We start from the raw sequence: 13999 nt of genomic DNA, 5'->3' as shown, positions 1-13999 counted from the left end.
GAGTATAACCAGCTTGATACGGGTGTTGGTCGGATAAGTGCGTCAGGCGTCACACTTGGCCGTATTGCTGGCCGTGGCGCAGCCAGCGGTTGAGCAAGGGGCTGACGTGATCGGGCCAACGTTCGAGCAATGCTTGCGCAGCATCGCGCACGGCGGGCAGCAGGTCGGCATCGCGCATCAGGTCGGCGACCTTGAATTGCAGCAGGCCGGTCTGGCGGGTGCCGAGCATTTCACCGGGGCCGCGCAGTTCGAGGTCTTTTTCGGCAATGACAAAACCGTCGTTGGTTTCGCGCATGATGCCCAGGCGCTGTCGACCGATCTGCGACAGCGGCGGATGATAGAGCAGCACGCAGTGGCTGGCTGCACTGCCCCGGCCAACCCGCCCGCGCAACTGGTGCAGTTGCGCCAGGCCCAGGCGCTCGGGGTTTTCGATGATCATCAGGCTGGCGTTGGGGACGTCCACGCCCACTTCAATCACGGTGGTAGCCACCAGCAATTGCAGGTTGCCGGCCTTGAACTCGGCCATTACCGCGGCTTTTTCCGCCGGTTTCATACGGCCATGGATCAACCCCACCTTGAGCTCACCCAAGGCACTGGTGAGGTCTTCATAAGTGGTTTCGGCGGCCTGGCAGGTCAGTTCTTCGGACTCTTCGATCAGGGTGCACACCCAGTACGCCTGGCGGCCTTCGGCGCAGGCACCGCGCACGCGCTCGATCACTTCGACGCGCCGGGTGTCGGTGACCAGCACGGTGTTGACCGGGGTACGCCCCGGCGGCAGTTCGTCGAGGATCGAGGTGTCGAGGTCGGCGTAGGCGCTCATGGCCAGGGTGCGTGGGATCGGCGTGGCGGTCATGATCAACTGGTGCGGGTTCATGCGCCCGCCCACGCCTTTCTGGCGCAGGGCCAGGCGCTGTTGCACGCCAAATCGGTGCTGTTCGTCGATGATCACTAGCGCAAGGTTCTTGAACTGCACTTCGTCCTGGAACAGCGCATGGGTGCCCACCACCATCGGTGCGCCGGCGGCGATCTGCTCCAGGGCGGCCACGCGGTTCTTGCCTTTGAGCTTGCCAGCCAGCCACGCCACCTCCAGGCCCAGCGGTTCGAGCCAGCGCTTGAAGGTGATGAAGTGTTGTTCGGCGAGGATTTCCGTCGGTGCCATCAGCGCCACTTGATAGCCAGCTTCCAGGGCTTGCAGGGCGGCCAGGGCAGCGACCACGGTTTTGCCTGCCCCTACGTCACCCTGGATCAACCGCAGCATCGGTTCTTGCTGGCTGAGGTCGTAGGCGATCTCATTGCCCACGCGCTGTTGCGCGCCGGTGGGCGCAAAGCCGAGGTTGGCCAGGTATTGTGCGGGCAGCCGCGTGGCCCTGGGCATCGCCGGGGCGCGCAGGGAACGCATGCTTTCGCGCAGGCGTTGCTGGGACAGCTGGTGCGTGAGCAGTTCTTCAAAGGCCAGGCGATGTTGGGCCCAATGATGACCGAGGGCGAGTTCGTCCACATCGGCATCGGCGGGTGGGTGATGCAAATACCGAATCGCATCGGCCAGGGGCGCCAGCTGATAATCGCGGGCCAACTCCAGGGGCAGCCAATCGGGCAGGCTTTGCGGGCCGAGCATCGTCAGGGTTTGCATGCACAACTGGCGCAGGCGTTGCTGGGTCAGGCCCTCGGTCAGCGGGTAGATCGGCGTGAGCGTGGTGTCCACCGGTGGCGGCTCATCGCCGGTAATGGCGCGGTATTCCGGGTGGTAGATTTCCAGGCCCGATGCGCCAGGGCGTGCCTCGCCGTAGCAGCGCACGCGGGTGCCACGCTTGAGGCCTTCCTTCTGCGCGTTGCTGAAGTGGTAGAAGCGCAGGCTCAAGCCGCCAGTGCCGTCCTGCAGGCGCACCACCAGGCTGCGGCGCTTGCCCATCACCACGTCGGCGCCACTGACGGTGCCTTCGATCACCGCGTCTTGCCCAGGGCGCAAATGGCCGATGGGCACCACGCGGGTGCGGTCCTGGTAGCGCAGGGGCAGGTGGAACAGCACGTCCTGAAGGTTCTCCAGGCCGACCTTGGCCAGCTTCTCGGCCATGGCCTCACCGACACCCTTGAGTGCCGTCACCGACACCTGCGACAGCTCAGTCATACCGTGGCTTAGCTCGCAACGGGCGGCTTGGCCACCGAACACAGGCGGATCGAGTCCGCGAGGATCTCAATCGCTTTGGGGCGCGGGAAGCTGGCGCGCCAGGCAATCGCTACGGTACGGAACGGCACCGGCGGCGTGAGTGGGCGCACTTCGATCACGCCCTGGGCGTAGTGATGGCTGTCTACCGCAGACAGCGGCAGGATCGAGATACCCAGGCCGGAAGCGACCATATGGCGAATGGTTTCCAGGGAGCTGGATTCCACCGTGGTGTGCTTGGCGCCGTCGTTGCCCTTGGTCAGGGTCGGGCAGGCTTCCAGCACCTGGTCGCGGAAGCAGTGGCCTTCACCGAGCAGCAGCAGGCTCTTGTCATTGAGCAGGCCGGCGTCGATGGTGTCCTTCTTGGTCCACGGGTGGGAGGCTGGCATCAGCACGTAGAACGGCTCGTCGTAGAGCGGCAGGGTCAGCACGTCCGCTTCGTTGAAGGGCAGGGCGATGATGATCGCGTCCAGCTCGCCGTTGCGCAGTTTATCGCGCAGCACGTGGGTGAAGTTTTCTTCGATATACAGCGGCATCTGCGGTGCGACGCGATGCAGTTGCGGGATCAGGTGCGGGAACAGGTAGGGGCCGACCGTGTAGATCGCGCCGACCTTGAGCGGCGCGGTCAGCTGGTTCTTGCCGGCCTGGGCCAGTTCGCGAATGCTTTGCGCCTGTTCCAGGACCTTCTGGGCCTGGGCAACGATGCCTTCGCCCACCGGGGTGAGGCGCACGGCGCTCTTGCTGCGCTCGAAAATCAGCACACCGAGTTCGTCTTCAAGCTTTTTCACACCCACCGACAGCGTCGGCTGGCTCACGTGGCAACGCTCGGCTGCATGGCCGAAGTGCTGTTCTTGGGCGAGGGTCACGATGTAGCGTAATTCTGTAAGAGTCATAGCGGGCGTCCATGAGGTTGCGGGCCAAGCATACCGGCTGCAATCGATAGACGCACGTTATCAGAACTTTGCTGGGGATTGAGTGGGGAGTGTCGGAATTTTACTGAAGTAATAAAGCGAATGTGGGAGGGCACCAGTCCCTCCCACAGTGCTCTGTCAGCGGCGACGCTTGTCGATGTTGTAAACGAACGGCGCGACCAGTTCGACGCTGCCGTTTTTCAGCAGATCGGCGGGTGGCTTGGGTAGCGGCTGAGCCTTGCGGATCATCTCCAGGGTTGCACGGTCCAGGTCGGCGTTGCCGGAGCGGCCTTCCAGTTCGTAGGACAGCACATTACCTTCGCCATCGACCACGAAGCGCAAGCGGTTCATACCTTCCTTGCCACTGCGTTGGGCGCCGGGCGGGTACTTCTTGTACTTCTGCAGATGCGCCAACAACGTGCTTTGCCAGGATGCCTGGGCGGCCAGCTGCTGTGCCGACGGGCCTGGCGTAGGCTGGGCGGACTTCTGCGCAGGTGCGTTGCTCGGCGGCGTTTCGCTCGGCGGCTCCTCGGAAGGTTTCTCCTTGGGTGGCTCGGGCTTCTTCTCCACCGGCTTTGGCGGTTGTGGCTTGGGTTTGGGCTTGACCGGCTTGGGCACCTGGATCGTTGGCTTGGGCGCCTCGGCCAGCTTCGGCAGGGGCAGCTCTTCGACCGGTGGTGGCGGCGGCGCAACGACCTTGGGCGGTGCTGGAGGCGGCGGCGGTGCTGGCAGCGGCGCCAGGTCGATGACCATGGCGGCGGGTGGCAGCTGGATCGCCTGCGGCGCGGACCATTGGAGCGCGATGATGATCGCGACGGCATGCACGCCCAGCACGACGGCGAGGCTGGTGCCATAACGCGTCAGTTTGTGGCGCGTCGTGATCATTTCTTGGCTGCCGTCTCAAGTCCGACCAGGCCTACCTTGAGGTAGCCGGCTGCCCGCAGGGCATCCATCACGCTCATCAGGTCGCCATAGTCCACGCCTTTGTCGGCCTGGAAGAAGATGGTCGTGTCTTTCTTGCCTTGGGTTTTGGCATCCAGCACCGGGCCCAGGGTTTCGGCTTTGACTTCTTCTTCGCCCAGGAACAGGCGTTGGTCCGCCTTGACGCTGAGGAAAATCGGCTTCTCCGGCCGCGGCGCCGGCTTGGCGCTGGACGCGGGCAGGTCCACCTTGATGTCCACGGTCGCCAGCGGTGCCGCCACCATGAAGATGATCAGCAGCACCAGCATCACGTCGATAAACGGCGTGACGTTGATTTCGTGGTTCTCGACGAGTTCGTCGTCGCCTTGATTCAAATGCAGGCCCATGGCCGATTACCCCACTTTCACCATGTGCGGTTGCGAGCTGCGCTCGGTAGGCAGGTGATCGAGGTCACGGCTGACGAGCAACAGGACTTCTGCCGACGCATCCGACACCTGGGCCTTGTAGCCGGCAATCGAACGGGCGAAGACGTTGTAGATGACCACCGCAGGAATTGCGGCAACCAGGCCCAGGGCGGTAGCCAGCAGGGCTTCGGCGATGCCGGGGGCAACGACGGCGAGGTTGGTGGTCTGGGTTTTGGCGATGCCGATGAAGCTGTTCATGATGCCCCACACGGTACCGAACAGGCCGACGAAGGGTGCGGTGGAACCGATGGTAGCGAGTACGCCGGTGCCGCTGCTCATGTTACGGCCACAGGCGGCTACCAGGCGCTCAAGGCGGAAGCTGACGCGCTCCTTGATGCCTTCTTTTTCACGGGTGTTGGCCGACAGGCGCATTTCTTCCAGTGCGTCGTGCACCAGCAGGTTGGCCAGGGTGCCCTTCTTGGTCGCGGTTTCGCTCGCTTCCTTGAGGGTGGTGGCTTTTTTCAGATGGACGATTTCAGCGCGCAGACGACGCTTGGCGCCCAACAGCTCGAAGCCTTTGGCAATCCAGATGGTCCAGGTGATGATCGAGGCAATGGCCAGGCCGATCATTACGGCTTTCACCACCACGTCAGCATTCTGGTACATGCCCCATGGCGACAAGTCGTGGGCCATGCCCAGGGTGTTGTCTTCTTCCAGCACCACGCCGGTTTCGTCGGCAGGTGCGGCGGCGCCGGCGGCCTGGGCCGGGTCGGTGGCCACTGGCGCGACGGCAGGCGTTGCCGCAGTAGCGGCATTTTGCTCGGCAGCTGCCGGAGCGGCTGGGGCAGTGGCGTCAGCGAATGCGGCGGTCGGTGCCAGCAGTACGCTGAACAGCATCGCAGCAATCGCACGCCAGGCGCGGGAGGGGCTGTGAAGCTTGGTTGGCGAAGCGGGGGTTGTAAGACGTGTCATGCTGGCCGGACCTGAGAGAAAAAATGGGTGATCGTCCTTCCAGACCATTTAGGGTCGAGGACAAATGGGCGGTTATTATTGCAAGTAATTCTTGTTAACTAAAGTGGCACTGTTACTTTATTTCGCTTTTTACTGGCCGTTGATCCACTCGCGCGGCTAATCTGCGCCTTTGAGAATGGAGTTTTATGATGTCTGCGCCTTCTGTTGTGATTGCCGGTTGCGGTGATGTGGGTAGTCGGCTGGCTAGCCAATTGCTGGCCTCGGAATGGGAGGTCCACGGCCTGCGCCGCGATATTTCACGCTTGCCCGACGGCGTGATCGGCATTGCCGGCGATCTGTTCAAAAAGGACTGCCCGGACACCTGGCCGATCGGCGGGGTGGATTATCTGGTGTACTGCGCCGCTGCCACCGACCACGACGAGGCCGGCTATCGCGCCGCCTACGTGCAAGGGTTGCAGCATGTGTTGGAGTGGTTGGAAGACTACGGCCAGACGCCCAAGCATTTGCTGTTTGTCTCCAGCAGCAGTGTGTATGGGCAGCAAAACGGCGAGTGGGTCGACGAAACGTCCGAGACGCAAGCGAAGGGCTATTCCGGGCAGGTGATGCTGGAAGCTGAACAGGTGGCGCTCAACAGCGGTATTCCAGCGACCATCGTGCGACTGACCGGGATTTACGGCCCGGGTCGGGAATGGCTGCTCACTCAAGTTCGCCAAGGCTATCGCGTAGCGGTTGACCCGCCGTTGTATGGCAACCGTATCCACGCCGATGACGCCGCGGGCCTGCTCGCCTTCTTGCTGCGACATGTGGAAAAGGGCGGTTCGCTGGACAAGGTCTATATCGGCGTTGACGATGCACCGGCACCGCTGGCCGAGGTGGTGGCCTGGTTGCGCGAGTACCTGGGTGTGACCGAATGGGCCGAGGACGCCAGTGTGCGGCGTGCGGGGAGCAAGCAGTGCAGTAATGCACGTATCAAGGCGCTTGGCTGGACGCCGACATACCCGACTTACCGGGAAGGCTATGCGGCGATTCTGAAAGGCTGAAGCGCGGCAAAAAATGTGGGGGCTGGCTTGCCTGCGATAGCGGTATATCAATCACATCTTTGTTGGATGTAATACCGTCATCGCAGGCAAGCCAGCTCCCACATTTGGATTTGGGCGAGGCTTTTATTACTTCTCAAGCAACCATTGGCGAGGGCCTGGCGTAAACGAAGGTACTTCATCGGCCTGCGCGGTATTGATCGCCTGGAAGATCTCCAGTTGTTTACCCTTGCGCGTGAAGATCCATGGGTTGCCCTGGCCGTCCAGTTGCAGCCAGATGCTGTCGTAGCCGCCGCTCATGGAGGCGCAATCGCCTGCCAGGCAGAGTGAGTAGCGATCAACCCCCGGCAGGCCGGCGACCTTGCCGTCTGCCTGGAACTGCACCGTGGCACCGCTGCCGGTGCCGTCGCTGATCTTCCAGTCGCCGCCCATATAGGCCGCATACAGCGCGCGCTCGAAGGTGGCGCCCAGTGGCGCGCCTTCCGGTGCGGGTTCTTTGGCGCGAGCAAACAGCTGTTCGGGCTCATTGTCGTTGGCCACTTGCAGCAGTTGCCTGCCTTTGCGCTTGAGTTCGGTGGCTGAGCTGCCATAGAAGTCCACGCTCCACGCGCCGGGTTTTTCACCCGACAACTTGCCTTCCGCCACTTCAAAACCGTTGTAGTAGCGCGCCTGCAAGGCCTTGGTGTTGACCTCCCACTCGAGGTTGGGGCCATAGGACTGCAGGGCTTCACGCAAAGGGCCGCCCTTGGCTGCCGCGTCGATGGCGGCCTGGTTGATCCAGGTACCGCTTACATCCAGGTCGGCGGGGTTGCTGGCACAGCCGCCGAGCAACAGGGCGAGCAACGAGGAGGCTACAAGCGCTTTGCGCATTACGAAATCCTTCTGAAACGAAGTCGGCGCAGCCTGTTTGGGCTGCGCCGGGTGTTTTACTCGATGACCAGAATGGCGTCCATCTCAACCTGTGCGCCCTTTGGCAGGGCGGCGACGCCGATGGCGGCGCGGGCTGGGTAAGGTTGTTCGAAGTACTTGCCCATGATCTCGTTGACCTTGGCAAAGTGGCTGAGGTCGGTGAGGAAGATGTTCAGCTTGACGATGTCCTTGAACGAACCACCGGCAGCTTCAGCCACGGACTTGAGGTTTTCAAAGACCTGCACGGTCTGGGCTTCGAAGCCTTCAACCAGTTCCATGGTCTTTGGGTCCAACGGGATCTGGCCGGACATGTAGACGGTGTTGCCCGCCTTGATCGCCTGGGAATAAGTGCCGATGGCGGCTGGAGCTTTATCGCTGGTGATAACTGTCTTGGTCATGAATGACTCCTTGTAATGGATCGGTTATGCACGCATGCGGGTGATGCGGATCACACCGGTCAAGGCGCGCAACTTTTTGATCACGCGGGCCAGGTGCACGCGGTCGTGCACGCTGACCACCAGTTGGACCACGCTGATGCGACCATCGCGTTCGTCCATGCTGATTTTCTCGATATTGCCGTCGGCTGCGTTGACACTGCTGGCCAGCAGGGCGATGAGGCCGCGCTGGTGTTCCAGCTCAACCCGCAGTTCGACGTTGAATTCGCCGGTGACATCTTTGGCCCACGAGAGCTGGATGCATTTTTCCGGGTTGTGGCGGATTTCGGTGATGTTGCGGCAGTTGTCCAGGTGCACCACCATGCCTTTGCCTGCGGACAAGTGGCCAACAATCGGGTCGCCCGGGATCGGCGTGCAACATTTGGCGTAGCTGAGCACCAGGCCCTCGGTGCCGCGAATCGCCAGTGGGCCTTCGGGGCTCGGCAACTGTTCGCCTTCGCCCAGCAGGCGGCGTGCAACCACGTAGGCCATGCGGTTGCCCAGGCCGATATCTTCCAACAGGTCTTCGATGGTTTCCTGGCGGTACTCGTGGAGCATCGCTTGCACGCGCTCTTGCGGGATCTTGTCCAGGGCGCTGTCGAAGCCGTTGAGCACCTTGTTCAGCAGGCGTTCGCCCAGGCTGATGGACTCGGAGCGGCGCTGCAATTTCAGTGCGTGGCGAATATGCGTACGCGCCTTGCCGGTGACCACAAAGTTGAGCCAGGCCGGGTTCGGGCGAGCGCCCGGTGCGCTGACGATCTCTACCGTGGAACCGCTTTGCAGCGGTTCGGACAGCGGGGCCAGGCGCCGGTTGATGCGACAGGCGATGCAGCTGTTACCGACATCGGTGTGCACCGCGTAGGCAAAGTCGACCGCCGTGGAGCCTTTGGGCAGCTCCATGATCCGGCCTTTGGGCGTGAATACGTAGACCTCGTCCGGGAACAGGTCGATCTTCACGCTTTCGATAAATTCCAGGGAGTTGCCGGCACGTTGCTGCATTTCCAGCACGCCCTTGACCCATTGGCGCGCGCGAGCATGGGTGCCTTTGGGCTGCTCGTCGCCGCTGGACTTGTACAGCCAGTGGGCGGCGATGCCGTTGTTGGCCATCTCTTCCATTTCGCGGGTGCGGATCTGGATCTCGATCGGCACGCCGTGCATGCCAAACAGGGTGGTATGCAGCGACTGGTAGCCGTTGGCCTTGGGAATTGCGATGTAGTCCTTGAAGCGGCCCGGCAGGGGCTTGTACAAATTATGTACAGCGCCCAGTACGCGGTAGCAGGTATCGACTTTGTCGACGATGATCCGGAACGCATAGACGTCCATGATCTCGTTGAAGGCCCGACGCTTGCCGCGCATCTTTTTATAGATGCCGTAGATGTGCTTCTGCCGACCGCTGACCTCGCCCTCGATCTCGTCGATCGCCAGGCAATGGCTCAGGGACTCTTCGATCTTGTTGACGATTTCCTTGCGGTTGCCCCGTGCGCGCTTGACCGCCTGGTAGATGCGCGCCGAACGCATGGGGTGCATGGCTTTAAAGCCCAGGTCTTCGAATTCGATACGAATGGCGTGCATGCCCAGCCGGTTGGCGATGGGTGCATAGATTTCCAGGGTTTCCTTGGCGATGCGCCGGCGCTTTTCGCCAGACAGCACTTCCAGCGTGCGCATGTTGTGCAGCCGATCGGCCAGCTTGACCAGGATCACCCGAATGTCTCGGGCCATGGCCATGGCCATCTTCTGGAAGTTTTCCGCCTGGGCTTCGGCCTTGGTCTCGAAGTTCATCTGGGTCAGCTTGCTGACCCCATCGACCAGTTCGGCCACGGTTTCGCCAAATTGCGCACTGAGCGCTTCCTTGGCAATGCCGGTGTCTTCGATCACGTCATGCAGCATCGCGGCCATCAGGCTCTGATGGTCCATGTGCATGTCGGCAAGAATATTGGCCACCGCAAGAGGATGGGTGACATACGCCTCGCCGCTACGTCGGCGTTGGCCGTCGTGGGCTTGTTCGGCGTAGAAATACGCTCGGCGAACCAGGTTGACCTGGTCTGCGCCGAGGTAGGCCGATAAGCGATCGGCGAGGGCGTCTATGCTCGGCAAAGTGTGAACTCCTGCCGATGGCTGTGACCCCGCGCCGTGCTACGTCGACCAGGCATAGGCTTAGACGTCCTCGTTGGACTCGCCTTCGAACGCTGCAAACAGCGGTTCGTCTTCAACGATTTCGGCGTTGGCGATGAACTCGTAGCTCATCAGGCCTTCAGCGATTTCACGCAGGGCTACAACGGTAGGCTTGTCGTTTTCCCACTGGACCAGAGGCTCTTTGCCGCCAGTGGCCAGTTGACGGGCACGCTTGGTAGAGAGCATGACCAGCTCAAAGCGGTTATCCACGTGTTCTAGGCAGTCTTCAACGGTTACGCGGGCCATGGTATTCCTCGGAGCGAATGCAAGATGCGCGCTGCCCGGTTGGGCGAGCGGACTGAGCAGTTTAAAAAATCACCAGCGTTTAGGGAAGCGCTGATTTTTCGCAGGCCTTCGCAAAACCGCTACAAGTGCCAATGTAAGGCCCTTGCAGCTGTTTTGGGAAGAGTCAATCAGCCGAGCAATTCGGCGAGTAATTTGCCGAAACGCTGCTGTTGGCGCTTTTGCTGCAGTTGGTTGGCGCGGAAAATCGCCTTCAAATCATCCAGGGCGTGGGTAAAGTCGTCATTGATGATCAGGTAGTCGTAGTCGACGTAGTGGCTCATCTCGCTGACGGCTTCACGCATGCGGCCCTCGATGATCTCATCGCTGTCCTGGCCGCGGTTGGTCAGGCGTTGGTGCAGGGCTTGGAGCGATGGCGGCAGGATGAAGATGGAGCGCGCCTTGGGCATCAGCTGGCGCACTTGTTCGGCGCCCTGCCAGTCGATCTCCAGAATCAGGTCGTGGCCTTCGTCCAGGGTCTGTTGCAGGTGGCTCTGCGAGGTGCCGTAGAGGTTGCCGAACACTTCGGCGCGCTCCAGGAAATCCCCGTGTTCGATCATCTTGACGAATTCGGTACGCTCGACAAAGTGATAGTGCACGCCGTCCACTTCGCCCGGGCGCATGGCGCGGGTGGTATGCGAGACCGAAATGCGGATCTGCTCGTCAGCGTCGGTCAAGGCCTTGACCAAGCTGCTCTTGCCCGCGCCCGAAGGGGCGGAAATGATGTAAAGGGTGCCGGTGCTATGGGTCATGGAGGGTGCCTTACTCAATATTCTGTACTTGTTCGCGCATTTGCTCGATCAACACTTTGAGGTTGACCGCCGCCGTGGTGCTGCGCGGGTCGAACGCCTTGGAGCCCAGTGTATTGGCTTCGCGGTTGAGTTCCTGCATCAGGAAGTCCAGGCGCCGACCGGCGGCACCGCCGGACTTGAGTACGCGGCGCACTTCAAGGATGTGGGTGCTCAGGCGGTCGAGTTCTTCGGCCACGTCGCTCTTCTGCGCGAGCAGGACCATTTCCTGTTCCAGGCGCGTCGGATCGAGGTCGGCCTTCATGTCGGTGAAGCGGTCGAGGACCTTCTGGCGCTGCGTGGCGAGCATCTGCGGTACCAATTCGCGCAGGGTCACTACGTCGGCTTCGATCGATGTCAGCCGCTCGTTGATCAGGCGCGCCAGTTCGGCGCCTTCGCGTTCACGGCCGGCCTTGAGCTCCTTCAGGCCCTGGTTGAACAGGGCGAGGGCTTCGGCATTCAAGGCCTGTGGGTCTGCCGCGTCGGCCACCAGCACGCCGGGCCAGGCCAATACTTCCAGAGGGTTCAATGCGGCTGGCTGTTTGATCAGGCCGGCGATGGTTTCGGCCGCGGCCACCAGTTGGGCGGCGCGGTCTCGGTCGACCTGCAGCGGCTTGCCGGTGGTTTCTTCGGTAAAGCGCAGAGTGCATTCCAGCTTGCCACGGGAAATGCCCTGGCGCAGCGCTTCACGAACCGCGCCTTCAAGGTCGCGGAATGACTCTGGCAGGCGCAGGTGCGGCTCCAGGTAACGGCTGTTGACCGAGCGCAGTTCCCAGCTGAGGGTGCCTTGAACCCCGGCTTTTTCGACACGGGCGAAGGCGGTCATGCTGTGCACCATGGAGGTACCTCGCGATGCAGTCCCGCAAATACGGGCTGATGGGTAAATTGAAGCCGACAGGCTGCGAAGGCGCAGGAGTGTAGCGCAGTGGGGCGGGTGCGCCAAAACAATGGCCGAGCGCCTGACCATTCGTAACCGAATTTTTTAGAAGTGCCTCGAACCGGCTTGCGGCTCTATAATGCTCGGCAGTTTTTCGTCCTCAGTACAGGTATCCCCTATGAAACGTCCAAGTGGTCGCGCTGCCGATCAGCTCCGCTCGATCCGCATCACCCGCAACTACACCAAACACGCCGAGGGATCCGTACTGGTCGAGTTTGGCGATACCAAGGTCATCTGCACTGTCAGCGTCGAAAACGGCGTGCCGCGCTTCCTCAAGGGCCAGGGCCAGGGTTGGTTGACCGCTGAATACGGCATGCTGCCGCGCGCCACTGGCGAGCGTAACCAGCGTGAAGCCAGCCGTGGCAAGCAAGGCGGGCGTACCCTGGAAATCCAGCGCCTGATCGGCCGTTCCCTGCGTGCCGCCCTGGATATGTCCAAGCTGGGTGACGTCACCCTCTACGTCGACTGCGACGTGATCCAGGCTGACGGCGGTACCCGCACGGCGTCCATCACCGGCGCCATGGTGGCCCTGGTCGACGCTTTGAAAGTCATCAAGAAGCGTGGCGGCCTGAAAGCGGGTGACCCGCTCAAGCAGATGATCGCCGCTGTGTCGGTTGGCATGTACCAGGGCGAGCCTGTGCTGGACCTGGACTACCTGGAAGACTCGGCCGCCGAGACCGACCTCAACGTGGTCATGACCAGCACCGGTGGTTTCATCGAAGTGCAGGGCACTGCTGAAGGCGCGCCATTCCAGCCGGCTGAGCTCAACGCCATGCTGGCCTTGGCCCAGAAAGGCATGACCGAAATTTTTGAATTGCAGAACGCCGCGCTGGGTGACTGAGTCGGCCCAAGGAGAAACGCCATGAATGACAGCCAGTTGCCGGTTCCGGCACCGTCCAAGGAAGTACGCCAGTGGGCAATGTTGTGTCATTTTGCGGCATTTCTGGGGTTGGTATTCCCCTTCGGCAGCTTGCTGGGGCCGTTGATCCTGTGGCAGTTCAAGAAGGACATGGACCCGCTCATCGATGACCAAGGCAAGGAGGCGCTGAATTTCCAGATCACCGTGGCGATCGCCTGGCTGGTGTGCCTGTTGCTGGGCTTCGTGGTCGTTGGCTTCTTGCTGATGACCGTGCTGGTGATTGGTGCATTGATACTGACGATCATCGCCGGTATCAAGGCCAACAAAGGCATTGCCTATCGCTATCCGTGGACCTGGCGTCTGGTCAAGTAACCGAGCGGCCACAAAAAAACCGACATCACTGTCGGTTTTTTTGTGCCTGGAAAACGACCTCAGATGGTCAATGTCCAGTCGTAGTCCACGATCAGCGGCGCGTGCTGCGAGAAGCGCGGCTGGCGCGGCAGGCGTGCACTGCGTACGAACCGGCGCAGACCTGGGGTCAGCAGCTGGTAGTCGAAACGCCAGCCCAGGTTGAGCATCTCAGCCTGTTCGTTATCTGGCCACCAGCTGTACTGGTCGCCTTCGCGGCTGACTTCGCGCAGGGCATCGACATAGCCCATGTTGCCGACAATCTCGTCCATCCAGGCGCGTTCTGGCGCCAGGAAGCCCGGGGATTGCTGGCTGTCGCGCCAGTTCTTGATATCCAGCTTCTGTTGCGCCACGTACAGCGAGCCACAATAAATGTACTCGCGACGTTTGCGTCGCTGTTTATCCAGGTAACGGGCGAAATCGTCCATTAGCTTGAATTTCTGGTTCAAGTCTTCATCGCCGTTCTGCCCGGAAGGAAGCAGCAAGGTCGCGATGCTGACCTTGTCGAAATCGGCTTGCAGGTAACGCCCGTAGCGGTCGGCTGTCTCGAAGCCGAGGCCGCTGATGACCGCCTTGGGTTGCAACCGCGAGTACAAAGCCACGCCACCTTGGGTGGGCACTTCGGCATCGCAGGCATAAAGGAAGTAGCCATCCAGTTGGAAGGCTGGGTCGTCCAGTTCAAAGGCGGAGGCACGGGTGTCCTGCAGGCAGATGACGTCGGCATTCTGTGCTTGCAGCCAACTGAGCAAACCACGCTCGACTGCAGCCTGAATACCATTAACGTTCACACTGATGATCCGCATA

The 13999-nt window shown here is 61.4% G+C and carries 15 protein-coding genes; 3 read left to right on the top strand and 12 right to left on the bottom strand.

What is annotated here, in order from left to right; translation table 11 throughout:
• Window positions 1-49: 49 nt before the first annotated feature.
• From recG to exbB, 5 genes are all read right to left on the bottom strand, one after another.
• Window positions 50-2125 carry an ATP-dependent DNA helicase RecG gene (gene recG / locus CLM72_RS27760; RefSeq protein ID WP_034129255.1) on the bottom strand — a complete coding sequence of 692 codons (2076 nt, stop codon included), beginning with the start codon at window positions 2123-2125 and terminating at the stop codon, window positions 50-52.
• Window positions 2126-2133: 8 nt separating this feature from the next.
• Window positions 2134-3054 carry a hydrogen peroxide-inducible genes activator gene (locus CLM72_RS27755; protein WP_003195523.1) on the bottom strand — a complete coding sequence of 307 codons (921 nt, stop codon included), beginning with the start codon at window positions 3052-3054 and terminating at the stop codon, window positions 2134-2136.
• Window positions 3055-3210: 156 nt separating this feature from the next.
• Window positions 3211-3957, bottom strand: a complete 747-nt coding sequence (locus tag CLM72_RS27750) for an energy transducer TonB (protein WP_003195521.1) — start codon at window positions 3955-3957, stop codon at window positions 3211-3213.
• On the bottom strand, window positions 3954-4379 hold the full coding sequence (exbD, locus tag CLM72_RS27745; RefSeq protein ID WP_003195519.1) for a TonB system transport protein ExbD: 426 nt from the start codon (window positions 4377-4379) through the stop codon (window positions 3954-3956). Before exbD ends, CLM72_RS27750 begins: the two co-directional genes overlap by 4 nt.
• Window positions 4380-4385: 6 nt before the next feature.
• Window positions 4386-5369, bottom strand: coding sequence for a tonB-system energizer ExbB (gene exbB / locus CLM72_RS27740; protein ID WP_105228966.1), 984 nt, complete (start codon window positions 5367-5369; stop codon window positions 4386-4388).
• A 188-nt stretch (window positions 5370-5557) separates the two neighbouring features.
• On the opposite strand from exbB, the gene CLM72_RS27735 reads away from it, so the two are divergent.
• Window positions 5558-6409, top strand: coding sequence for an SDR family oxidoreductase (locus tag CLM72_RS27735; RefSeq protein WP_060763898.1), 852 nt, complete (start codon window positions 5558-5560; stop codon window positions 6407-6409).
• 126 nt (window positions 6410-6535) lie between these two features.
• On the opposite strand, the gene CLM72_RS27730 is transcribed toward CLM72_RS27735, so the two are convergent.
• From CLM72_RS27730 to CLM72_RS27705, 6 genes are all read right to left on the bottom strand, one after another.
• Window positions 6536-7276 carry a hypothetical protein gene (locus CLM72_RS27730; protein ID WP_105228965.1) on the bottom strand — a complete coding sequence of 247 codons (741 nt, stop codon included), beginning with the start codon at window positions 7274-7276 and terminating at the stop codon, window positions 6536-6538.
• Window positions 7277-7332: 56 nt separating this feature from the next.
• A complete protein-coding gene (locus CLM72_RS27725) occupies window positions 7333-7713 on the bottom strand; it encodes a RidA family protein (RefSeq protein WP_003176922.1) in 381 nt (126 codons plus the stop codon).
• Window positions 7714-7737: 24 nt separating this feature from the next.
• The gene (gene spoT, locus CLM72_RS27720) at window positions 7738-9843 is read right to left on the bottom strand and encodes a bifunctional GTP diphosphokinase/guanosine-3',5'-bis pyrophosphate 3'-pyrophosphohydrolase (protein ID WP_003195510.1); all 2106 of its coding nucleotides are present in this window, start codon (window positions 9841-9843) and stop codon (window positions 7738-7740) included.
• 60 nt (window positions 9844-9903) lie between these two features.
• Complete coding sequence (rpoZ, locus tag CLM72_RS27715; protein WP_003195508.1) at window positions 9904-10167, bottom strand: DNA-directed RNA polymerase subunit omega; 264 nt, start codon at window positions 10165-10167, stop codon at window positions 9904-9906.
• 167 nt (window positions 10168-10334) lie between these two features.
• Window positions 10335-10955: a guanylate kinase gene (gene gmk / locus CLM72_RS27710; RefSeq protein WP_019818119.1), complete on the bottom strand. Its 621-nt coding sequence runs from the start codon at window positions 10953-10955 to the stop codon at window positions 10335-10337.
• 10 nt (window positions 10956-10965) lie between these two features.
• On the bottom strand, window positions 10966-11829 hold the full coding sequence (locus CLM72_RS27705) for a YicC/YloC family endoribonuclease (RefSeq protein ID WP_105228964.1): 864 nt from the start codon (window positions 11827-11829) through the stop codon (window positions 10966-10968).
• A 217-nt stretch (window positions 11830-12046) separates the two neighbouring features.
• Here CLM72_RS27705 and rph point away from each other — a divergent pair, with 217 nt between their 5' ends.
• Together rph and CLM72_RS27695 are read left to right on the top strand one after the other, a co-directional pair.
• On the top strand, window positions 12047-12769 hold the full coding sequence (gene rph / locus CLM72_RS27700) for a ribonuclease PH (RefSeq protein WP_105228963.1): 723 nt from the start codon (window positions 12047-12049) through the stop codon (window positions 12767-12769).
• Window positions 12770-12790: 21 nt separating this feature from the next.
• Entirely contained in the window at window positions 12791-13159 is a 369-nt protein-coding gene (locus CLM72_RS27695; RefSeq protein ID WP_003195495.1) for a DUF4870 domain-containing protein, read from the top strand.
• Window positions 13160-13218: 59 nt separating this feature from the next.
• On the opposite strand, the gene CLM72_RS27690 is transcribed toward CLM72_RS27695, so the two are convergent.
• Entirely contained in the window at window positions 13219-13998 is a 780-nt protein-coding gene (locus CLM72_RS27690) for an exodeoxyribonuclease III (protein ID WP_003195493.1), read from the bottom strand.
• Between the last annotated feature and the right edge of the window lies 1 nt (window position 13999).

The organism is Pseudomonas sp. MYb193 (assembly GCF_002966775.1).
Lineage (GTDB): Bacteria > Pseudomonadota > Gammaproteobacteria > Pseudomonadales > Pseudomonadaceae > Aquipseudomonas > Aquipseudomonas paracarnis.
This window is presented reverse-complemented; position numbering and strand designations above follow the sequence as displayed.